Origin of the sequence: Janthinobacterium sp. HH104, from assembly GCF_001758715.1 — a bacterium.
Taxonomy (GTDB): Bacteria; Pseudomonadota; Gammaproteobacteria; order Burkholderiales; family Burkholderiaceae_D; genus Janthinobacterium; species Janthinobacterium aestuarii.
Genome location: NZ_LRIB01000034.1, coordinates 57,702 through 78,980 on the forward strand (window position 1 = coordinate 57,702; position 21,279 = coordinate 78,980).

The following is a 21,279-nucleotide window of genomic DNA, read 5'->3' on the forward strand; positions in this document are numbered from 1 at the left end:
ACTACGTTCGTGGACAGCCACTACAGTATGACAAAGGCAAACGGAGCTGATTGCACACGCCCGTGCGCTTTCCGCATTTGACACGTCTGATTCCCTCCACGATACTTGACGCTTGCTCCACTCCGGTTAACAAGCGCCGTCGCCGCTTTGCCAGCACGCATGAACAGTCTTCTCTCCTCCTCCCCCTACATCGGCCGCTTCGCCCCCTCCCCCTCCGGTCCCTTGCACATGGGCTCGCTCGTCGCCGCCATGGCCAGTTATCTTGATGCGAAGGCGCATCGGGGTACATGGCTGTTGCGTATCGAGGACCTGGACTATGACCGCAATGTCGAGGGCGCCGACGCCGGCATTCTGGCCAGCCTGCAGCGCTGCGGCATGCATTGGGATGGCGAGGCGACGTGGCAGAGCCGGCGGCTGCCGCTGTACGAGGCGGCGCTGAAGCAGTTGCAGGACGATGCGCTCGTGTATGCGTGCGGCTGTTCGCGCAAGGAAATCCAGGATTCGAATTTGCAGGCCGGCGCGCCGAAAAATGGGGCCGCCGTGTATCCGGGCACGTGCCGCCACGGTTTGGCGCCGGGCAAGGCGGCGCGGGCCTTGCGGCTGCGGGTGCCGCAGGGAGCCGATGCGGTGTACGCGTTTGCCGACCGCTGGGCGGGTCCGCAGCGGCAGGACCTGGCCAGCGAGGTGGGCGACTTCATCGTGCTGCGCGGCGATGGCTACTGGGCGTATCAGCTGGCCGTCGTGGTCGACGATGGCGCGCAGGGCATCACGCAGGTGGTGCGTGGCGCGGACTTGCTCGACTCCACGCCGCGCCAGCTGTATCTGCAGGACGTGCTGGGCTTGCCCCATCCCGGCTTCCTGCACGTGCCTGTCGTCACGAACGACAGCGGTGAAAAGCTGTCCAAGCAGACGGGTGCCCTCGCCTTCGATACAGGAACACAAGCCAGCGAACTGCTGACGTCGGCGCTGCTGCCGGCCGCCCGCTTCCTCGGTCTCGACGTGCGCACAGGCAACGTGGAAGATTTCTGGCGGCAAGCCATTCCCGCCTGGGCGCAGCGGCTGGCGCAACTTCCCGAGCGCACATAAAAAAACCCGCCGCAGCGCGAACCGGGCGGGTAGCAATGCAGGCGCCAGCCGCTAGGGCCGGCGCCTGGTATTGGGCAATTAGAAGTTGCCCTTGAACTGCACCCCAAACTGACGTGGCTCATTGATGAAGCCCGTGCGGTTGTTGAAGTCGATGGCGCCCGTGATGCGCTGGGTGTCCGTGATGTTGCGGCCAAAAACGGCCATTTCATACTTGCCAGCATCCCAGGTGTAGCCCACGCGCAAGCCGCCTTCGACCATTGCCTTGCCGGTGAACTCGGTCGCTTCATACAGGAAGAAGTTGATCTTGCTGCGGTAAGCCCAGTCCGTGAAGACGAAGAATTCGCCGTTTTCCATCGGGATCGAATAACGGCCCGTGGCAGTGATCGTCCACTTCGGCGCTTGCGGCAATGGATTGCCGTCGATGATGGCACGGTTGCCGGTGGTCAGCGAATCGGTCACGGTACAACGCGTTTGGGCGCAGGTAGCGATCGACAGGCTTGGATCCTTGATTTCCGTGAAGTTGTAGCTGCCGCCCAGGGACATCTTCAGGCTCGGCGTGACAAAACCTTCCAGTTCCAATTCCGCGCCACGGCCGTTCGTCTTAGCTGCATTGATCAAACGCGTCACGTTCGAGGTGCCGCCCACGACCGTCAATTGCTGGTTCTTCACCTGATAGTTGTACAGGCTGAAGGCCACGCGGGCGCGGCGCTCGAACAGGTCGGCCTTGATACCGGCTTCGAACGAGGTGATCGTTTCCGCATCGGCCACGGTGACAGGCACGCTGGTGCTGGCCGGGGCGATACTTGGCGCGCGGAAACCGGTGGCGACACGGCCGTAGAAGTTCACGTCCTTGTTGTATTTATAGGTACCGCTCAAGTCCCAGTTGACCTTGGCTTTGCTGACATCGGCGCTGGTCGGGCTGACCTGCACGATGTTGGTCGCTTCCACCGTGTTGAAATCCTTCTTGTCCTTGGTGTAGCGCAAGCCGGCGCGCAGCATGAAGTCATCGTTGACGGCGTAGTTGACGGAACCAAACGTTGCCCAGGCCGAGTTCTTCTGGCGGCTGGCCAGGTGCGTGGTCAGCGCATGCGTGTTGCTATCGAAGTTGTCGGTGAAACCGTTGGCATCTTCGTTGAAGTAGTACACGCCAGCCTGCCAGTTGAGCGGACCGGCATTCTTCGATTCGGCGCGGAATTCTTGCGAGTATTGCTTCACGCTGGTGATGCCGCCGGCCGTTTCAACTTGGAAAGGAATGAAGCCAGGACCCGTTGGCGTGCCGCCATCGATGTCGCCATGCGACACGTAATTGCCGACCTGTTCAAAGCCGGTGACCGAGTACAGTTTAATACCGTCCAGGTCCCAGCTCAGGCGGGCGCTGGCGCCGTTGGTGCGCAAGCGTTGGAAATTCGGTGCATTCGTGAACGACTTGTTCGGGTCGAAACCGTCAACGATATCGTTCGTGCCCTGCTTGATCATGTTGGCGTAGAAGATGCGCGCGCTACCCGTGGTGCTGCGCTGGTGCACATTGAACAGGGCGTTGAACATGGTGTTCGGCGCGTACAGCAGTTGCACGCGTTCGGCGTGTTCGTCGTAGCCGTCCAGTGCGTTTTTCTGGCCCGTAAACGTGTTGTCGACGTAATCGTCGCGGTGCTGGCGCAGGGTCGAGAAGCGCAGCGCCCATTCTTTGCTCAGCGGCACGTTGACGGCGCCGTCGAAGTTGGTCGTGTTGTGCGTGGCGGCGGAAACGTTGTAATAGCCTTCAACCTTGTCCAGGTTCGGCTTGACGGATTCGAACTTGACCACGCCGGCAGGCGTATTGCGGCCGAACAATGTACCTTGCGGGCCGCGCAATACTTCCACGCCAGCCACGTCGAAAATCGGATAGCCCTTGAGGATAGGATTTTCTTGCACGACATCGTCGTAAATCAGGGAAACAGGTTGCGATGCAAAGATGTTGAAGTCGGTGTTGCCGTAGCCGCGGATGTAGAAGCGGGGGAAGGTGCGGCCGTTCGACGATTCCACGTTCAGGCTCGGCACTTTGCCAGCCAGCACGCGGATATCCTGACCGCCGGAGACCAGCACGTCGAGCTTTTCATCGCGCAGCAGCGACACGGAGACGGGCACGTCGCGGATATTTTCCTTGCGGCGCTGCGCCGTCACGGTCACGGTTTCCAGCTGGCTGGCGGCGGGCGCCGTATCAGCAGCGACTTCATCTGCATAAGCCGAGCCGATAGGCAGGGCAGCGGACAGTGCCAGCATGGCGGCGCTTTTGGCGCACAACCGCTTGTGCATCTTGGACATCTTGATCATGTTGTTTCCCAGAAGTTTAAAAAAAGAATTGCGAAACCTGTCTCCGGCTTATGTACGGCGCTGGATGATCGTGTGCACCATCACGGTGCAGCAGCGCGAGCGGATGTCTCTCCGCTCCTGGTGTCACTGGCTCTGCCCTGGCTGTCGTGCTAGCTGACAGCGGTAGCGGCCGCATCTCCGGGATGTCTGATGAACACCAACTTTTGAGTAAGGCGCCAATTTAATTCAAGCGCCTTATGCGCTGCAAGAATATTGTTATGTAAAATATTCATTCATCAACATAAAGGGCCGACTAGTGGTTATTCAGCCACAATAACGCCCTTGCCTTGCTATTTGGCCTGATGACTTGCCGTATGGCATGCCTTTTTCGCCAGGCCAGACGAAAGCGAAATTGGCATCCTGCAAGACAGCCCCGACGGTAAAAATAGTTGTAATATCGCCAGACTTGCGCTGCCATGCCGCCCCATTCCAGTGCGGCCGCGGCCCCCTGCACCATCGTTGATCGCCGCCATGCCAGAACCCAGCCTGCCTAGCAATGCCGTCCCGTCCTCCACCGTCGCCGCCCAGGCGGCGCATTTACTGCTGAGCGCCCATTGCGACATCGTCTGGAGCACGAAAACCTTCGGCCAGTTCGATGCCGACCAGCCCACCTGGCGCGCCTTCACGGGTCAGACCGAGGCCGAACTGCTGGGCCGCGGCTGGGTCAATGCCCTGCATCCGGACGACCGCAACTTGCCTTACGTCGTGCCGTCGCATCTGACCAGCGTGTTCGAAGCGGAATACCGGCTGCGCCACGTCAGCGGCGCCTACCGCAATATGCTCGTGCGCATGCTGCCGGTATTGGCGCCCGATGGCAGCATCGTTGAATGGCTCGGTTCGCATTGCGACGTGACGCAGCAACGCCAGACGGAACAGCGGCTGCGCCTGGCCATGCAAGGTGGCCGCATGGGTACGTGGGAGATCGACCTGGGCAGCGGCAGCATGGCCGGCTCCGACGCCTTCAAGGCCAATCTGGGCTTGCCGCCTGACAGCCACATCGATTACGCGCAGCTGACGGGCGCCATGCTCGACGGCGACCTGCAGCACTGGCAAGCGGTCGTGCACGCGGCCATCGCCAGCGCCGGCGATTTCGAAATCGACATCCGCGTGCGCTGGCCCGATGGTTCGTTGCACTGGGCGCACATGCGTGGCACCTGCGCCAGCGACGGCGCCGGCAACGTGATCGCCCTGTCCGGTATCTCGCTCGACCTGACTGCCAGCAAGCAGAACGAGGAAACCCTGCGCCTGACCCTGGCGGCGGGCGAAGTGGCCACCTGGAACTGGGACATCGTTGCCGACCGGGTCACAGCCGACAGCAATATGGCGCGTTTGTTCCCCGTCAATGCCGATACGGCCACGGCGGCGCCACTGGCGCGCTACATGGACATCATCCATCCCGATGACCGAGAACAAGTCAGCGCGCAGATTACCGAGGCGCTGCACGCACACACGCCGTTCGAGGCCAGCTACCGCGTCGGCGCCGGCGATGGCCAGTACCGCTCGGTCATCGCGCGGGGCCGCGCGGAATACGCGCCCGATGGAACGCCCCTGCAATTGCCCGGCGTCCTGCTCGACATCACGCGCCAGAAGCAGGTGGAAGATGCGCTGCGCCGCAGCGAGGAACGCTACCGCACCCTGATCGAACTGATGGACCAAGCCTTTTGCGTCATCGAAATGCTGTACGACGAGCAAGGCCGTCCCGTCGATTTCCGCTACCTCGAAGGCAATCCCACATTCGCCAAGCAGTCGGGACTGGAAAACGCCATCGGCAAGACCATCCGCAGCTTCGTGCCCGACCACGACCAGCACTGGTTCGACCTGTACGACCAGGTCGTCAAGACGGGCGAGCCCGTGCGCTATGAAAACGAAGCCGTGGCCATGGAGCGCTGGTTCGAAGTCTTCGCCGCGCGCCTGGGCGGCCCCGGCAGCCGCCTGCTGACGGTGCTGTTCAGCGACATCAGCGAGCGCAAGCGCTCGGAGCAGCAATTGCGCCAGCTGGCCGACAACCTGTCCGAAATGGACCGGCGCAAGACGGAATTCCTCGCTACCCTGGCGCACGAACTGCGCAACCCGCTCGCGCCCATCCGCAACGGCTTGCAGATCATGCGCCTGGCCGCCGACAAGCCCGCCACCGTGGCGCGCGTGCGCGACGTGATGGAGCGGCAGGTCAATCAAATGGTGCATCTGGTCAATGATTTACTCGACGTGGCCCGCATCACGCGGGGCCAGATCGAACTCAAGCTCGAACGCACGGACTTGAAAGCCATCATCGCTTGCGCCGTGGAGACGAGCATGCCACTGATCGAAGCGGGCCGCCACCAGTTGCGTGTAGAACTCGACGAGCAGGCGCTGCCGCTCGAGGCCGACCCCACGCGCCTGGCGCAAGTGCTGGGCAATTTGCTCAACAATGCCGCCAAGTACACGCCGGCCGGCGGCCACATCGCCTTGCGCGCGCGGCGCGACGGCAACGCGGCGCTGATCGAGGTGGAAGACAGCGGCGTGGGCATACCCGCTGAATCGATTACGACCGTGTTTGACATGTTCACGCAAGTGGGGCAAAACATGGGAAGGGCTCAGGGCGGCCTGGGCATCGGCCTGTCGCTCGTGCGTCGCCTGGCCGAGTTGCATGGCGGCAGCGCCGCGGTGGCCAGTCCCGGCGCCGGTCTGGGCAGTACCTTCAGCGTACGCTTGCCGCTGCTGGCGGCGGCGCCAGCAACACCCGCATCGCCCGCCGCGCCCGCCATTACCGCCAGCGGACCGCAGTTCCGCGTGCTGGTGGTCGACGACAATGTCGACGCGGCCGTTACCCTCGCCGCCGTGCTCGACATGATGGGCCATGCCACGCAAGTGGCCCATGATGGCGCGCAAGCCCTGGCCGTGGCGCCGCAGTTCTTACCGGACGTCATCTTCCTCGACATCGGCCTGCCCGGGATGAACGGCTACGAAGTGGCGCGCGCGCTGCGCCGGATACCGGCCGGCACCAACGTCGTGCTCGTTGCATTGACGGGCTGGGGCGCAGAAAACGACCGTAGCCAATCGAGCGCGGCCGGCTTCGACCACCATCTGACCAAACCGGCCAACCTGCTCGCCATCGGCGAACTGCTGGCAACTCTTTCCACTCCAAAAACACTGACAGACCATGACTGAATCCCTGAACCACGTCCGCCGCAACCTCCTGCTGGCCGGCGGCGCTACCCTGCTGTGCCCGGCACCGCTGCTGTTTGCCGCGCCCGCCACCAGCATCGCCACGGCCCAGACGCAACTGGCCGCGCTGGAACAAGCCGCAGGCGGACGCCTCGGCGTTGCTGCCTGGCGCCAGGGCAGCGAGCTGCGCGTTGCCTATCGCGCCGACGAACGCTTTCCCCTAGCCAGCACTTTCAAGGCCATGCTGGCGGGTGCCGTACTGGCCCGCAGCGTCAGCCAGCCGGGCTTGCTGGACCAGCATGTGCGTTACGAGAAAAAAGAACTGGTCACCTACTCGCCCATCACGGAAAAGCATCTGGCCGACGGCATGAGCGTGGCCGATCTGTGCGCCGCCACCTTGCAATACAGCGACAATAGCGCAGCCAATTTCTTGATGACATTATTAGGCGGGCCGCAAGCCGTGACGGCGTTTGCGCGCAGCATCGGCAATACGGTGTTCCAGCTGGAACGCTGGGAAACGGAATTGAATAGCGCCATCCCCGGCGAAGTGCGCGACACGGCCAGCCCCGCGTCGATGGCGCACAGCTTGCAGCAATTATTATTGGGAAATAGCTTGCCGGCACCGCAGCGCCAGCAACTCGATACCTGGATGCGCGGCAACACGACGGGAGACAAACGCATCCGCGCCGGCGTGCCTGCCGGCTGGCAAGTGGCCGATAAAACGGGCTCGGGCGCCTATGGCAGCGTCAACGACATCGGCGTCGCCTACCCGGCCAGCGGCGCACCGCTGGTCATCGCCGTGTATTACACGCGCGAACAGAAAAAAGCGGACACGAATCAGGACATCATCACGGCCGCCACACGCATCGTGACGGCCGCATTGGTGTAATTACTTCGGTAACGCCGCCATAAACCCCGCATACGTGGACCATGCGGGGTCGGCGGCGCTGCGGATTTCGATCGGGAACTTTGGACGCGGCGCCAGCGCCGTGTTCAGGCGATTGAAAAACTCTTCGCCCGACTGCGTGTAATAAATCCATTCGCGCAAGTTTTCGCCCGTGGACACCAGCGCCAGGGTGGCGAAGCCGTCTTCTTCCACCACGGGCGCCAGCGCCGCTTCCAGTTCCTCCATGTGCTCGCGCTCGTTCGGCGCGGGCATGCCCGTTTCGTCCTCATAACGCCAGGCAATGATGATGCGGTCCGGCTGCGACGACAAGTCCCAGTCATCATGGAAAGTATCTACATAGCGATAGATGATGGCCATCTCGTCGCTATGCGTGACGATGGTGCCCCAGCTGCGGGCGGAAGTGGAATTTTCGTTCATGGTTGCAACAGTCAAAAAAATAAATCGAGGGTGCGCAGCTTACAGCACTGGCGGGCAAGTCACATTCCATGCGTCATACTGGGCACCGCTCTTGCGCAGCCAGACACGGGCGTAGCTGTCGCGGTCGCTCTTGAACACGAGCGCATAGCGCTCTTCCGCACGCGGTGCGGCGGCGCCCACGTCGACGGCCGCCAGCGAAAACTTCAGCGCCCGCAACGGGGCGCAAGCCGTATTGCCAGCCATCAGCAAGCGCGCCCGTTCCAGCAGCGACTTTTGATAAAGCAACACACCTTCCAGTTCCCCATCAGGGACACGCTGCAGCATGCGCACGGGTTCGGCCACCGCGCGGCAGGTGCCACGGTCGAGCCAGGCGTAATACTCCATCCCCGCCTCCTGCCAGCGCGCCTGCTTGCCCTCGCCGTGCAGCACGAACTTGGTGCGCTGCGTCCGGCACAGCGCACCATGGCCACGATACGGCGACGTTTCCACGCTGCCCACCACTTCGCTGCCGCGTCCGCCCACCACGGGAACGCTCTCGAACACGGTGCGCGCTGCGGGCTCGCCCGGATATTGCTGCGCATAAAATTCCAGCAAAGACGCGCGCTGCTGCGCATCGACCGCCACCGCCTCGGCGGCACTGGCAGAGAGGCACAGAGCCGACACGACACACAGCGCCAAGGGGCGCACGAAATAAGCTGGCATGTATCCTGGCATGGCATTCCTTCAATCGACGTTCAAGGGCGGGTATCGCCCAAGCGCAGATTATATAGTTAGCAGGAAATACCGGGAGAAGCGCGCGTCAGGACGTGTGCAAGCTGACGTCCTCGGGCGCGACGGGGCACAGCGTACGTTCCAGTATAAAAATGGGGCGCAATCGCTGCGCCCCACTATCCAAGCTGCAACTTCCTCACGCCATCAGCGCTGGTAATTCTTGAAGAAATTCCAGCTGATCACGGTGGCGTCCGGGCCCAGTTCATCGCTGAAGGGCCAGCCGGGAGGGCCGCCGCTCCACGCGTGATTCATGCCCTCGACCGTGTATTTTTGCGCGATGACGGCGCCGTTGCGCAGATAGGTGTCGATGGAGTAGCTGCGGCCGTACGGCACGGTCTGGCGCAAGATGCTGTCGGCACGGTAGCGCACGCTGTCATTGTCGAGGCCATCGTCGCCGTAGTCGCTGGTCTGCAGGAATTGCTCGATGGTTTGCTCGCCGTTGACGGGATTGACGACGATGTCGGACGTGCCGTGGAATACCATCGTCGGCATCAACCGGCGCGGCGAGCCGGAGCAGCGCCACGCATCCTTGCCCCGTACTTTCGGATCGAACGAGCTGCCGTTGAACAGCGAGTCGGCGGCCGTGACCAGGCCGATGGCGCCCTTGTACATACCGCCCGAATGCACCATCACGGCGGCGAACACGTCCGAGTAACAGGCGGCCATGATGGACGCCATGGCGCCGCCCGCCGAGATACCCGTCACATACACGCGGCTATCCTGCACCGCATATTGGTTCTTGACCTTGTTCAAGATGCCCATCAGCACGGCCGGCTCGCCCGTGCCCCGCTCCTGGTTCAGCGGCAACATGAAGTTCCAGCAGCGCATGGGATTGGCCGTGACGTTCTGGCGCGGATAAACGACGATGAAGTTTTCACTGTCCGCCAGCTGGTTATAGCGGCTGACGGCGGCCATGCTGTTGGGCTCGGAACCGCAGCCGTGCAGCATCAGCACCATGGGCAGCGGCGTGTTCGGATTGTAGTTGCTCGGTAGCCAGACTTGGTATTCGCGCGAACCCCACAGGCTCGCGTACAGGCCGAAGTCCCACTGCCCGGCGGCAGCCGGCAACGCGGCCAGCAAGCCGCAGGCGGCGATGAGTGCGGATACGAAGTGACGTAGTTGGTGATGCAGATGTGCCATGCCAGTCTCCTGATTGTTATTAAGGACGAAAACAGCGACAACAAACCAGCCTGGCGCTAACCAGGCTGGCACTTCAACAACCTTTTAGAACTTGTAACCAACCTTGGCGATGATCTGGCGCGGCGGACCGTAGAAACCGTCAAGGATGAACACGGCCGGAATGTTGTAGCCATCCGTGCGGTAACGTTTGTTGCCCAGGTTGCTGCCGTGCAGGCTGAAGGTCCAGTTCTTCGGCGCTTCCCACACGACGCCAGCCGTCCAGATGCTGTAGCCGCCCTGCGCCAGCGTTTCGCTCAAGTCCGTGGTCGGGTAGACCTTGCTGCGGTAGCCATAGCCGACCATGCTGCGCAAGGCGCCGCCGAAGACGTCGCGGTCCGTGCGCGTCAGATTCAAGCCCACTTGCCGGGCTGGCGTATTGCTGAACTTTTGCGTATCCGCGATGTTCTTGCCGCCGCTCATGAACTCGTCATAGCTGGCGTTCAGCAGGGCGAGGAAACCGTTGACTTCCCACTGGCGGTTCGGCCGCCACGAAAATTCGAACTCGGCGCCTTTCACGGTCGCCTTGCCCGCATTCGTGAAGTCGCCATAGAAGCCCGGCACGCCGCCCGGCTGCACATAGCTGGTAAACACGGACAACTGGATATCCTTGTAGCGGTTGTAAAACAGGGCCACGTTGGCGTCGAACGTGTCGTCCGGCGCCGCGTATTTCATGCCCACTTCCAGCGCGTCGAGTTTTTCATCCTTGTACGGCCGCGCCGAGTCCGGCACCACCAGGTTGTTGGCGCGCACGTTATAGCCGCCCGACTTGAAACCGCGCGACAGGTTGCTGTAGAAATTCGTCGTCTTCGACGCTTCGTAGCGCACGGACAGTTTCGGCGAAGTATTGCTGACGGAGAGTGATTTATCGAAATCGGCCGCCGTCTGGATGGGCCGCGTAAAGCCCACGTCGGCAAAAGCGCGGTTGAGGACGATGGCGCGCTTTTCCTCGCGCGTGTGGCGCAAGCCCGCATTGATGCTCCACACCTTGCCCAGCGGCCAGGTCCAGTCCGTGTACAGCGCCGTGCTGTCCGTCTCGACCGTGCTGACGGCGGCCGTGAACTGGCGTCCCAGGAAATTGTTGTAGATGCCGCCGCCGGCCGTGCCTTCGAAGCGGTACAGGCCGATCACGCCGGCGCCGTAATCCCCGCTGTACGAGGCCTGCAACTCCAGGCTCTTTTGCTCGTCGCGCGAGTCGCCGAACACGTCGGCAATCGGCTGCGGCAGGCCGTCGAAGTCGATGGTTTGCTCGGACGTGCTGCGCCGCTTGGCGCCGATCACTTTGACGGACCAGTCGTTCGACAAGGTGTAGTTGGCCACCAGCGAGCCGCCCCGGTTATGCGTGAAGTTGTTGCCAGGCATGCCGCTCTGGATGTCATACGCATCCGTGCTGGCCGGCCGCTTGAGCGGATCGAAAGCGCTCACGCCCATGCGCTGGAAGCCGCGCACGCCGGACTTGTCATCTGTGGCGTCCAGGCTCAGCACGACCGTCAAAGGGATGTCTTGCGGAAAATAGCCGACGGACAGGCGCGCGGCCGTGCTGTCCTGGTCGCTGACCTGCTCGCCATTGAAAGTGTTGCGGCCGAAACCGTCGCGGTCCAGCTTGGCAGCCGCCAGGCGCGCGCGCCAGGTGCCGCTCTCGTTGGCCAGATTGAAGGCGGCCTTGAAGTTGCGCTGGTTGTAGTTGCCGATACCCACTTCCGCCGATGCGCCTTTTTCCTTCGCCAGCGGACGCGAGATGTACTTGATGGCGCCGCCGATGGTGTTCTTGCCGTACAGCGTGCCTTGCGGGCCGCGCAGCACTTCGATGCGCTGCACGTCGAACACATCTAGCAAGGCGCCTTGCGGACGTGCCATGTAGACGTCGTCAAAATATATGCCCACGCCCGGGTCCACGCCCCAGACGGGATCGGCCTGGCCCACACCGCGGATAAACGCCGTCAAGGTGGTATTCGTGCCGCGCGACGCGTACACGGTCAAGTTCGGCACGCGCTCCTGCAAGTCGGCCAGGTTCTGGATATTCGCCCGTTCCAGCGCCTTGGCGGAAAACGCCGTAACGGCCAGCGGCACGTCCTGCAGGCGTTCTTCGCGGCGGCGGGCGGAGACCGTCACGGTTTCCATGCGTTCTTTCGCGTCGCTGGCTTCCTGGGTGGTGGTGGCAGTAGCCGGGCTGGCTTCCTGCGCCTGGGCCTGGGTGGCAAAGGCGCCTGCAACGGCGAGGGCGGCGGGCATCAATTTCAAAGCAAGTTTCATAGCGTCTCCAATGTCAGGCTTGCTTACCACCAGGGAAGACGGCCGGATGCCAGGATTGCAAGACGTAACGGTACCCGCGCGCGCAATGCGAGCACCTGCCCTGCGATGACTGTTTCCCGGCCCTCGGCCCGTGCGGCGAGTGGCCTGTTTATTTTGAATTTATAGTAAGGAAGGACTGCAACAAGGTATTCACACGCTGCGCCTGGTCCAGAGGCGTGGCGTGGCGCGAGTTCGCGATGATCTCGATCTCGCACTGCTGAAACTGTGCGGCAAAGGCCCGCTTGCTGGCGACGGGCGTGTAATCCTGGTCGGCCGCCATGATGAAGACGGGCATGGCCAGGGCCTGGAAGTGAGGATCGATATCCCAGTGGAAAATGGCGTCCAGTGCGGCCAGGTAGGCGCGCTTGTCCATGCCAGCCATCTGCGTGGCGAAGCGCTCGACGAGTGCGTGCTGGGCAGGATCGGGAAACAGCTTCTTGCCGATGATCTTGCCCATGGTTTTCAGGCCAAACGTGGCGATCACCGTGCGGCGCAGCCAGTAGGCAAACAGCAGCGCGGCAGGTTTTCTGCCTTGGAACGGTTGAGAATTGATCAGGCACAAACTGGCCACCCTGCCCGGCGCACGGTTGGCCATTTCCAGGCCCACCATGCCACCCAGGGAAAAGCCGACGATGTGCGCGCGCGGCACGTCGAGCTGGTCCATCAGGTTGAAGAGGTCATTGGCGAAGTCGCCGATCTGCCAGTCGCCGTTGGGCGCGGGACTGCGGCCGTGGCCGCGCAGGTCGGGCACGATCAAACGAAAAGTGCTGCCGAGCGCATCGATTTGCGGACGCCAGTCTTCGGCGCAGGAACCGAGACCGTGCAACAGGAAAACGGGCTCTGACTGCGCGGGCTCGCCCTGCCCCGTGCCGAGACCCAGGTCGAGGTAATGCAATGGAACATCGGATGTCGTGTGACGCCGCATTCTGTCTCCTTGCTGTTGAACATGCTTTGTGTTCAGGTGCAGGAATATGTTTTCCCGCTGTTGGAAAACATAATACGGAATCCGAATTCCGATTTCAAGTTAAATCGCTAAATAGTTCAAGTCAGGTAATTTAAAGCAACACGCACCAGTTCATCCTCGAGCGCCGCACCCGACAAAAAGGACAGCGAGCCCGTCAGGGTGTGCTGGTTGAGGATGCCCAGCAGCACGGGCGGCACCACCATCATCGCCTGTGTCGGATTCGGGTGGCCGATGCTCGATGACTTGCTGGCCAGCACGGCTACAGTGCGTTGCGAGATCAGATGATTGATCTGGTGCACCCTGTCGCGAAATTGCGCATCCTGCGACGCGCGCGTGATCAAGGCCCGCAGCACGCCGCTGCGTCCGCCATTCACGGCCACAAACATGGCCACCATGGCGCGGATGAATTCTTCCAGGCTGCGCCCTTCCCACTGGCGCAGCTCCGTCAGGGTTTCGACCTTTTCCACCATGTCGGAAAAAAAGCGTTGCAGCAGCAAACGGCTCAGGGTGTCCTTGTCGCCCAACAGACGGTAAAACGTGCCCACCGAGGTTTCCGCCAGTTTCGCCAGGTCGGCCACGCCGATTTCATCGAAACGGTTTTCCGCCAGTAACTGTTCACCGACCTGTAGCAGGCGCTCGAACGCCTGCTTGCTGCGCGCCTGGGTGGGCTCGGGGGGAACGATCATTTGCGGGAAGGGCATCGGAAAGGAAGGCATGCGGCGTCGGCGTCTCTCGATAGTGGAACCGTGGTTCCGTTATGGGTGCGCGTATTGTAACGCGGGAGGCGGCCGATGGGTGCGTTCAAATGTGCTGCCTGCCCTGCCACTCCATGTAGACGTCGGCGCGCTGGTAATGGGCGTCGCCGGCCGGCCGCGCCACGTGGGTAAAACCGCTGCTTTCGTACAGGCGGATGGCCGGCGCCAGCTTGCTGTTCGACTCCAGGAACAGCAGTTGCGCGCCGCTGGCCTCGAAGGCATCGAAGGCCCGTTCGATCAGCCGGCGCGCGATGCCCAGGCCCTGGCATTCGGGTGTGACAGCCATCTTCGACAATTCGATGCTGGCGTCGCCAGCGCGGATCAGGGCGCAAGTGCCGACGATCTTGCCATCGAGGCGCGCGAGGAAAATCTGCCCGCCAGCGTCAAGGATCGAACTCTGCGGATCGGACAGCACCTTGTCATCCAGTTCCTCGACATAGAAATAGCGTTCCAGCCATGCGATATTCAAACGCTTGAAGTCGGCCGCATAGTGCGCGGCGTAATCGATGATCTCCACGGCGGCCTGCTCGCGCTGGCGCCGGCAGGCGGCGATGGTCTCGCCGAAACCTTGCGCCTGCAAGCGCGCTTCCGCCCGGTCCAGGCTGGCCATCAGCTGCGGCGTACTGTGTTCGAACACGGTGTCGACGGCCGCGCGCACGTCGTCCCACAGGGGCGCCATCTCGCGCAGCAAGGCTAGCCCGGCGTCGGACAGCGCCAGCAGGCGGCGCCGCTCGTCCTTGGCGTCCGGCAGCTCCGCCACCACGCCGGCATCGAGCAGCTTGCGTCCCAGCTGCACCACCACCGGATGCGTCTGCCCGATCTGCGCGGCCAGGGCCGTGATCGATGTTGGGCCGTTGTCGCGCAGCAGCAATAACAAAGGGAAACAGCGCGACGTCAGTTCGACGCCAGCGGCCACATAACTGGTATCGACACCGGCATACAGTTGATCGGAAAGACGGCGCAGGCGGCTGGCCAGCATCAGGGAGCCGTAGGTTTGCAGGGTGGAGGACATGTTGAACAGAATATATGTAAGTAGTTACGTATACCCTAACGTAAACCAGCTTTACCGGTCAAGCGCAGGCTTACTCCTCTTCCATTGCCTCTTGAAGTCTGGTCTGGAATACCGCCTCGACCATCTCCCCCAGTCCCGGCCACACCTGCATCAGCCAGCGCTTGCCCTCCTCGCTCGGCGCTACATACGGCGCGTCGCGCGTGGCGCAGGCCAGGCCGATTTCGATGACTTGTTCCGCATCGTCCAGGCCGCCGGCGATCATGGCGGCAATGGGCAAGGCGATCAGCTCGGCGGTCAAATGCGGACGCAGCAGGCAGGCGGGCGCGATGATGGCGAACGACGCTTCCACATAATTCCAGCAGTTGGTGGGCCAGTGGGCGGCTTTCACGGTGTCCAGGAAGACAGCGTCACTGAGCGTTTCAGGATGGGCTTGCGCCTGCGCATAAAAGGCGGCCAGGGCGACGAGTTGGGGTGGGGAAGTCCAAGTGGGCATAGCGCATGATCCAGAGGGCGCCGCTCCAGCTTGGCGGCAAAGGCGGACTGTAGCATGTTCAACCGGCACGCCGAAACACGGCTGGGCCGGGCATACTGCCGGCATCGCTCTCGCCCCTTTAATGAGGAAATCCATGTCGGTCTACGCCATCACCGTCCCCTGCTTTGCACAGATGTTGCGCTCCCTGACGACGCTGTTAGCTAAAGGTGAAGAACGCGCCCAGGCGCTGGGTTTCGATCCGCAAAACCTGCTCGACGCGCGGCTGGCGCCCGACATCCACACCCTGGCGCGGCAGGTGGAATTCACGTGTACCCAGGCGCAGGAAGCCGTGTGTCGGCTGACGCGGCAAGCGCTGCCCCAGCTCGCCGCACCGGCCAACATGCGGCAAGCCAGGGCGCTGTTTCCGGCGTAAAACCTAAAAGCGCTCGTCGCGCAGCGCCGGCATCACCAGTTCGCGCACGAACGAGGCATTCGACAGGCTCAGCAGCATACGCACGACGGCAACGACGTCATGCACGGGGATCAGCTCGCCTTCGCCCCGCGCGGCAGCGTCCGCCAGCGGCACGGCCAAGCCATCGTAGGTATTCAGGTAGCCCAGCTGCAGCGCCGTCACGGCCAGTCCCTGTTCGCGGAAACCTTCGCGCAAGGCGTCGGCGATGCCGTTCAGGGCGAATTTCGACGCGCTGAACGTCACTTCCGGGCGGCCGCTCTGGCGCAAGCCGGACGTCGACCCCGTGAGTATCAGCTGCGGCTTGCTGCTGGCCAGCAAGCGGGGCACGAGGCGCTTGAGCAGCAATATCGTCGCCGTGATGTTGGTATTGACCATGTCGACGATGGCGTCGTCCGCATCGCCGAGAAAAGCGTAGTCATCGCTGAACGCCTTTTCTTCCCACACACCGAGGTTGTAGATCACCGCGTCCAGCGCGGCAGGCGCTTTGCGCGCAATGCGCTCGACCGCCTCGGCAGGGGCTGCCAGGTCCGCCGCGATCCATTGCAGCTGCGTGCCCTGGCCGGCGGGCAAGTCGGCAGGTTGCTGGCGCGATACGCCGATGACGGCATGCCCGTCAGCGAGCAAACCGTCGACCAGCGCGCGTCCCAGACCCCGGCTGGCGCCCACGATCATGATGTTCATGCAGTATCCTTTCCAATGAAGTCAACGCTGATGATAGCGGCGTTGTATTAAGCACAGCTGAGGCTGCTCCCCATACGCACCGCGTTTACTCATGCGGCGGAAATGCGTATGCTAGCTCTGGCAATCTCCGATAACACACAAGAACGAGACACATGCCTACTTCCAACACCGCCGCAATCAACGCCGCAAGCCGTCCCCTCACCCAGCAAGACTACAAAACCCTGTCGCTGGCCGCCCTCGGCGGCGCGCTAGAATTCTACGATTTCATCATCTTCGTCTTCTTTGCCAACGCCATCGGCCAGTTGTTCTTCCCGCCGGAAATGCCGGAATGGCTGCGTCTGCTGCAAACCTTCGGCATCTTTGCCGCCGGCTACGTCGTGCGTCCGCTGGGCGGCATCGTCATGGCCCACTTCGGCGACTTGCTCGGCCGCAAGCGCATGTTTACTCTCTCCATCCTGATGATGGCCGTGCCGACACTGCTGATCGGCCTGCTGCCGACGTATGCCACCATTGGCCTGGCCGCCCCGCTGCTGCTACTCTTGATGCGCATCTTCCAGGGCGCGGCCGTGGGTGGCGAAGTGCCGGGCGCCTGGGTGTTTGTGTCCGAACACGTACCGAGCCGTTTCACGGGCTTTGCCTGCGGCGTGCTGACGGCGGGCCTGACGGTCGGCATCCTGCTCGGTTCGCTCGTCGCGACGGGCTTGAACACCGTCTACACGCCGGCAGAAATCACCGATGGCGCCTGGCGCTATCCATTCCTGCTGGGCGGCATCTTCGGTTTCGGCGCCATGTATCTGCGCCGCTGGCTGCATGAAACGCCCGTCTTTGCGGAAATGCAGCAACGCAAGGCGCTGGCCACGGAAATGCCCTTGAAATCCGTGCTGCGCAGCCACCGCGGCGCCGTCGTCGTGTCCATGCTACTGACGTGGATGCTGTCGGCCGGCATCGTCGTTGTCATCCTGATGACGCCTGCCCTGCTGCAAAAAATCCACCACATCGCGCCGCGCACCACCCTGGTCGCCAATACCGTGGCGACACTGTGCCTGGCCTTTGGCTGCATCATTGCCGGCATGCTGGCCGACCGCCTGGGCGGCAAGCGCGTGATCTTCGTCGGCTCCGTGCTGCTGGCCATCAGTACATATATCTTCTACACCACCGTCGGCAGCCGCCCCGACCTGCTGCTGCCCCTGTACGCGATGACGGGCCTGTTCGTCGGCGTCGTCGGCGCCGTGCCCTACGTGCTGGTGCAAGCGTTCCCGGCCCAGGTGCGCTTCTCGGGACTGTCGTTCTCCTACAATTTGTCGTACGCGATTTTCGGCGGCCTGACGCCCGTGGTCGTGACCCTGATGCTGAAGAACAACGTGCTGGGCCCCGCCTATTATGTGATCGGCGTGTGCGTGGTGGGCATGCTGACGGCGCTGTTCATCAAGGATCAGCGGCAGACCGTGGGACGCTAGACCCGCTACCCTCCGCCAATCACTCCGGCACTATTCCCCAGGCAGGCGCCAAGTGCGCCTGCCATCCATTCCAGGCTACCAACATGCATGCCCACCATCCCGCACTGATCATCATCGACATGCAACAAGGCATGGCCAGCCCCGCTGCCGGAAGCCACAACAATCCCGCTGCGGAACACCAGATTGCCGCCCTGCTGCAAGCCTGGCGCGCGGCAGACGCCACCGTCGTGCACGTGCGCCACATTTCCAGAACGCCAGGCTCTCCCTTCTGGCCGGGCCAACCCGGCGTGGAATTTCAGGCAGCGCTGGCGCCTTTGCCGGAGGAGCATGTCGTGGAGAAAAATGTGCCCGATGCCTTCATCCACTCGGGACTGGAACGCTGGCTGCGCGTACGCAGCATCAGCAAGCTTGTCATCGTGGGCGTCAGCACCAACAATTCCGTGGAGTCGAGCGCACGCACGGCGGGCAATCTGGGCTTTGCCACGCAAGTTGTCGCCGATGCGTGTTTTGCATTTGCGCAAGTCGATTATGCGGGCACGCCGAGAACGGCGGACGAGGTGCATGCGATGGCGCTGGCCAATTTGCATGGCGAGTATGCGCACGTGGTGGCAGCTGCGGACGTAATCGATGCACTGTCCCGCCCCTGACCTGCGCCGGCGCACCATCGTGCCCGCCAGGCTGTTGCCAGCACACGACAGTCACGCTGGAACAGCCTTCCCCGCAAGGCCTCCCGCCCATTCCCTGCAGACATGCAGAAGCTTGCGCCACCTTCGGGTGGCTTTTTTTCGTCCCGATTTGTCGCGCTGCACCAAAATCTGAAAAGACGTTTCACATCGCGAAATTTCAAGTGACGGACTCAGCAATTATTTCTCTCACTTTTTGAAAATTCATTTCATATCATGAAAAATAATAATTAATACCATTAAAAACAAAGACTTAATTTAAGTTATATGTCTTATATAAGACTTGAAAATCAATACGGATAAGCCTACTATTTAGTCATGCAGTTCGCATCGACAAAGCGGCGCACTCGACGATTTTCTCAAACTTAGTTTTTCTTTAGGAGATACACATGTCCCAATATCAAGACGACATCAAGGCTGTTGCCGGTTTGAAAGACCAACAAGGTAGCGCCTGGAACGCCATCAATCCCGAGTCCGCCGCCCGCATGCGCGCCCAGAACAAGTTCAAGACGGGCCTGGACATCGCCAGGTACACGGCGAAGATCATGCGCAACGACATGGCCGCCTACGATGCGGACCCATCCAAGTACACCCAGTCGCTCGGCTGCTGGCACGGTTTCATCGGTCAACAGAAGATGATCTCGATCAAGAAGCACTTCAACAGCACCGACCGCCGCTACCTCTACCTGTCCGGCTGGATGGTCGCCGCCCTGCGCTCCGAGTTCGGCCCGTTGCCAGACCAGTCGATGCATGAAAAAACCGCCGTCACCAGCTTGATCCGCGAGCTGTACACCTTCCTGCGCCAAGCCGATGCCCGCGAACTGGGCGGCCTGTTCCGCCAGCTGGACGCTGCACAAGGTGCTGAGAAGCAAGCCATCCAGGCCAAGATCGACGGCCACGTCACCCACGTCGTGCCCATCATTGCCGACATCGACGCCGGTTTCGGCAATGCAGAAGCGACCTATCTGCTGGCGAAACAGTTCATCGAAGCGGGCGCCTGCTGCATCCAGATCGAGAACCAGGTGTCCGACGAAAAACAATGCGGCCACCAGGACGGTAAAGTCACGGTGCCACACGAAGACTTCCTGGCCAAGATCCGCGCCATCCGCTACGCCTTCCTGGAACTGGGCGTGGACGACGGCATCATCGTCGCCCGTACCGATTCGCTGGGCGCCGGCCTGACCAAGCAGATCGCCGTCACCAATGAACCAGGCGACCTGGGCGACCAGTACAACTCCTTCCTCGACTGCGAAGAAGTGTCGGCCGACGCGCTGGGCAATGGCGACGTCATCATCAAGCGCGAAGGCAAGCTGCTGCGTCCTAAACGCCTGCCAAGCAACCTGTTCCAGTTCCGCGCCGGTTCCGGCGAAGAGCGTTGCGTGCTCGACTGCATCACCTCCTTGCAAAACGGCGCCGACCTGCTGTGGATCGAAACGGAAAAACCGCATATCGCGCAAATCGGCGGCATGGTCAGTGAAATCCGCAAGGTCATCCCGAACGCCAAGCTGGTGTACAACAACAGCCCGTCGTTCAACTGGACCCTGAACTTCCGCCAGCAAATCTTTGACGGCATGAAAGCGGCAGGCAAGGACGTGTCCGCCTATGACCGCGCCCAGCTGATGAGCGTGGAATACGACCAGACGGAACTGGCGATCGCCGCCGACGAGAAGATCCGCACCTTCCAAGCCGACTCGGCCCGCGAAGCCGGCATCTTCCACCACCTGATCACCCTGCCGACCTACCACACGGCAGCCTTGTCGACGGACAACCTGGCCAAGGAATACTTCGGCGACCAAGGCATGCTGGGCTACGTGGCCGGCGTGCAGCGCAAGGAAATCCGCCAGGGCATCGCCTGCGTGAAACATCAAAACATGTCCGGCTCGGACATCGGCGACGATCACAAGGATTACTTCAGCGGCGAAGCGGCACTGAAGGCGGCTGGCAAAGACAACACGATGAACCAGTTCTGAGCTTTTGGATTGGCTGTAAAGTGAAAAACCCGCTTCGGCGGGTTTTTTTCGTTAACCGAACGGCAATCCCGCTTGCTGATGGATGTTAATGCTTGATAGGCATAGCGCGAATCGATAGCGCCGATGCTAACGGCAATCGATATCGTTCTACCCGGCCGTGCTGCCATTCCTGTCATTAAATTCGTAAAAATTAATTAATACTGTCGTTCATCCAGCTCGACAGTGTTACTTCACCGTTGTATTGCAGCCGCTTCCTGCATTTCCTCTATTTGCCGATGGCAAAGCCCTAAAAAATTCTTGATCATTTATTTCTCCGCAAAGTCTGGGCTGGAGCAGCCGAAGATACGGTGGAGGGCGGGGATTGCCTGCCGGCCCAGAAGGAGTTGATTGGAACGCCATGGCCGGCTGGAAGCGGGTATCCCTTATCCAGTGCCCCGCCTCGCTGCCGCCGGGTTTATGCAAGCGGCTGTCTGAAATTGGCCACACCGGAAAGTATGGAGGATTTCCCCCGAAACTTTATGTGAAATATCGGCTTGACCGCCCTTGATAGGGTCTCATCCTTCAAGATATGATGACAAAAAAATTGATTTTGGGAAATATACACAATACACCGACATTTCGCTCCCGCACTTAAAAAGCTAAAGCGAAATATTTTGTAACCGAGCGATAGT

At 61.6% G+C, this 21,279-nt stretch carries 17 protein-coding genes; 7 read left to right on the plus strand and 10 right to left on the minus strand.

Annotated features, from left to right (window positions below):
• Nucleotides 1-159 precede the first annotated feature (159 nt).
• Nucleotides 160-1,086 (plus strand): tRNA glutamyl-Q(34) synthetase GluQRS, encoded by a 927-nt coding sequence (gene gluQRS / locus JAB6_RS13890; RefSeq protein ID WP_070303298.1) that lies wholly within the window; start codon nt 160-162, stop codon nt 1,084-1,086.
• A gap of 78 nt (nt 1,087-1,164) precedes the next feature.
• Here gluQRS and JAB6_RS13895 read toward each other — a convergent pair whose 3' ends face one another.
• Nucleotides 1,165-3,396, minus strand: coding sequence for a TonB-dependent receptor (locus tag JAB6_RS13895; RefSeq protein ID WP_070303299.1), 2,232 nt, complete (start codon nt 3,394-3,396; stop codon nt 1,165-1,167).
• A gap of 510 nt (nt 3,397-3,906) precedes the next feature.
• On the opposite strand from JAB6_RS13895, the gene JAB6_RS13900 reads away from it, so the two are divergent.
• A complete protein-coding gene (locus JAB6_RS13900) occupies nt 3,907-6,582 on the plus strand; it encodes a PAS domain-containing protein (RefSeq protein ID WP_139143385.1) in 2,676 nt (891 codons plus the stop codon).
• A complete protein-coding gene (gene bla / locus JAB6_RS13905; protein WP_070303301.1) occupies nt 6,575-7,468 on the plus strand; it encodes a class A beta-lactamase in 894 nt (297 codons plus the stop codon). The genes JAB6_RS13900 and bla overlap by 8 nt, the downstream gene beginning before the upstream one ends.
• On the opposite strand, the gene JAB6_RS13910 is transcribed toward bla, so the two are convergent.
• The 8 genes from JAB6_RS13910 to JAB6_RS13945 all read right to left on the minus strand — a co-directional run bounded on the left by JAB6_RS13910 (nt 7,469) and on the right by JAB6_RS13945 (nt 15,366).
• Nucleotides 7,469-7,903, minus strand: coding sequence for a DUF695 domain-containing protein (locus JAB6_RS13910; protein ID WP_052755885.1), 435 nt, complete (start codon nt 7,901-7,903; stop codon nt 7,469-7,471).
• Between the two features lie 39 nt (nt 7,904-7,942).
• A complete protein-coding gene (locus JAB6_RS13915; protein ID WP_070303302.1) occupies nt 7,943-8,605 on the minus strand; it encodes a hypothetical protein in 663 nt (220 codons plus the stop codon).
• Nucleotides 8,606-8,818: 213 nt separating this feature from the next.
• A complete protein-coding gene (locus tag JAB6_RS13920; RefSeq protein ID WP_070303303.1) occupies nt 8,819-9,814 on the minus strand; it encodes a PHB depolymerase family esterase in 996 nt (331 codons plus the stop codon).
• A gap of 84 nt (nt 9,815-9,898) precedes the next feature.
• On the minus strand, nt 9,899-12,103 hold the full coding sequence (locus JAB6_RS13925; RefSeq protein WP_139143386.1) for a TonB-dependent receptor: 2,205 nt from the start codon (nt 12,101-12,103) through the stop codon (nt 9,899-9,901).
• 148 nt (nt 12,104-12,251) lie between these two features.
• The gene (locus JAB6_RS13930; RefSeq protein ID WP_083292718.1) at nt 12,252-13,067 is read right to left on the minus strand and encodes an alpha/beta fold hydrolase; all 816 of its coding nucleotides are present in this window, start codon (nt 13,065-13,067) and stop codon (nt 12,252-12,254) included.
• Nucleotides 13,068-13,183: 116 nt separating this feature from the next.
• Nucleotides 13,184-13,822 carry a TetR/AcrR family transcriptional regulator gene (locus JAB6_RS13935; protein ID WP_070303305.1) on the minus strand — a complete coding sequence of 213 codons (639 nt, stop codon included), beginning with the start codon at nt 13,820-13,822 and terminating at the stop codon, nt 13,184-13,186.
• An 85-nt stretch (nt 13,823-13,907) separates the two neighbouring features.
• On the minus strand, nt 13,908-14,873 hold the full coding sequence (locus tag JAB6_RS13940) for a bifunctional helix-turn-helix transcriptional regulator/GNAT family N-acetyltransferase (protein WP_070303306.1): 966 nt from the start codon (nt 14,871-14,873) through the stop codon (nt 13,908-13,910).
• Nucleotides 14,874-14,943: 70 nt separating this feature from the next.
• On the minus strand, nt 14,944-15,366 hold the full coding sequence (locus JAB6_RS13945) for a hypothetical protein (RefSeq protein WP_070303307.1): 423 nt from the start codon (nt 15,364-15,366) through the stop codon (nt 14,944-14,946).
• A gap of 133 nt (nt 15,367-15,499) precedes the next feature.
• On the opposite strand from JAB6_RS13945, the gene JAB6_RS13950 reads away from it, so the two are divergent.
• A complete protein-coding gene (locus JAB6_RS13950; protein ID WP_070303308.1) occupies nt 15,500-15,778 on the plus strand; it encodes a DUF1993 family protein in 279 nt (92 codons plus the stop codon).
• Nucleotides 15,779-15,781: 3 nt separating this feature from the next.
• Here JAB6_RS13950 and JAB6_RS13955 read toward each other — a convergent pair whose 3' ends face one another.
• Complete coding sequence (locus JAB6_RS13955) at nt 15,782-16,498, minus strand: SDR family oxidoreductase (RefSeq protein ID WP_070303309.1); 717 nt, start codon at nt 16,496-16,498, stop codon at nt 15,782-15,784.
• 152 nt (nt 16,499-16,650) lie between these two features.
• Between JAB6_RS13955 and JAB6_RS13960 the strand changes: the two genes are divergently transcribed.
• The 3 genes from JAB6_RS13960 (at nt 16,651) to JAB6_RS13970 (ending at nt 20,608) form a co-directional block, all read left to right on the plus strand.
• A complete protein-coding gene (locus JAB6_RS13960) occupies nt 16,651-17,955 on the plus strand; it encodes an MFS transporter (protein WP_034760055.1) in 1,305 nt (434 codons plus the stop codon).
• An 83-nt stretch (nt 17,956-18,038) separates the two neighbouring features.
• Nucleotides 18,039-18,602: a cysteine hydrolase family protein gene (locus JAB6_RS13965; protein WP_070303310.1), complete on the plus strand. Its 564-nt coding sequence runs from the start codon at nt 18,039-18,041 to the stop codon at nt 18,600-18,602.
• A 425-nt stretch (nt 18,603-19,027) separates the two neighbouring features.
• Nucleotides 19,028-20,608, plus strand: a complete 1,581-nt coding sequence (locus JAB6_RS13970; RefSeq protein ID WP_070303311.1) for an isocitrate lyase — start codon at nt 19,028-19,030, stop codon at nt 20,606-20,608.
• Nucleotides 20,609-21,279: the final 671 nt, after the last annotated feature.

Bases quoted from the DNA above. Each gene is read 5' to 3' on its own strand.
- JAB6_RS13925 (WP_139143386.1), bottom strand. From the start codon at position 12,103: ATGAAACTTGCTTTGAAATTGATGCCCGCCGCCCTCGCCGTTGCAGGC.
- gluQRS (WP_070303298.1), top strand. From the start codon at position 160: ATGAACAGTCTTCTCTCCTCCTCCCCCTACATCGGCCGCTTCGCCCCC.
- JAB6_RS13950 (WP_070303308.1), top strand. From the start codon at position 15,500: ATGTCGGTCTACGCCATCACCGTCCCCTGCTTTGCACAGATGTTGCGC.
- JAB6_RS13910 (WP_052755885.1), bottom strand. From the start codon at position 7,903: ATGAACGAAAATTCCACTTCCGCCCGCAGCTGGGGCACCATCGTCACG.
- JAB6_RS13935 (WP_070303305.1), bottom strand. From the start codon at position 13,822: ATGCCTTCCTTTCCGATGCCCTTCCCGCAAATGATCGTTCCCCCCGAG.
- JAB6_RS13945 (WP_070303307.1), bottom strand. From the start codon at position 15,366: ATGCCCACTTGGACTTCCCCACCCCAACTCGTCGCCCTGGCCGCCTTT.
- JAB6_RS13960 (WP_034760055.1), top strand. From the start codon at position 16,651: ATGCCTACTTCCAACACCGCCGCAATCAACGCCGCAAGCCGTCCCCTC.
- bla (WP_070303301.1), top strand. From the start codon at position 6,575: ATGACTGAATCCCTGAACCACGTCCGCCGCAACCTCCTGCTGGCCGGC.
- JAB6_RS13970 (WP_070303311.1), top strand. From the start codon at position 19,028: ATGTCCCAATATCAAGACGACATCAAGGCTGTTGCCGGTTTGAAAGAC.
- JAB6_RS13940 (WP_070303306.1), bottom strand. From the start codon at position 14,873: ATGTCCTCCACCCTGCAAACCTACGGCTCCCTGATGCTGGCCAGCCGC.
- JAB6_RS13895 (WP_070303299.1), bottom strand. From the start codon at position 3,396: ATGATCAAGATGTCCAAGATGCACAAGCGGTTGTGCGCCAAAAGCGCC.
- JAB6_RS13900 (WP_139143385.1), top strand. From the start codon at position 3,907: ATGCCAGAACCCAGCCTGCCTAGCAATGCCGTCCCGTCCTCCACCGTC.
- JAB6_RS13920 (WP_070303303.1), bottom strand. From the start codon at position 9,814: ATGGCACATCTGCATCACCAACTACGTCACTTCGTATCCGCACTCATC.
- JAB6_RS13965 (WP_070303310.1), top strand. From the start codon at position 18,039: ATGCATGCCCACCATCCCGCACTGATCATCATCGACATGCAACAAGGC.
- JAB6_RS13930 (WP_083292718.1), bottom strand. From the start codon at position 13,067: ATGCGGCGTCACACGACATCCGATGTTCCATTGCATTACCTCGACCTG.
- JAB6_RS13915 (WP_070303302.1), bottom strand. From the start codon at position 8,605: ATGCCAGCTTATTTCGTGCGCCCCTTGGCGCTGTGTGTCGTGTCGGCT.
- JAB6_RS13955 (WP_070303309.1), bottom strand. From the start codon at position 16,498: ATGAACATCATGATCGTGGGCGCCAGCCGGGGTCTGGGACGCGCGCTG.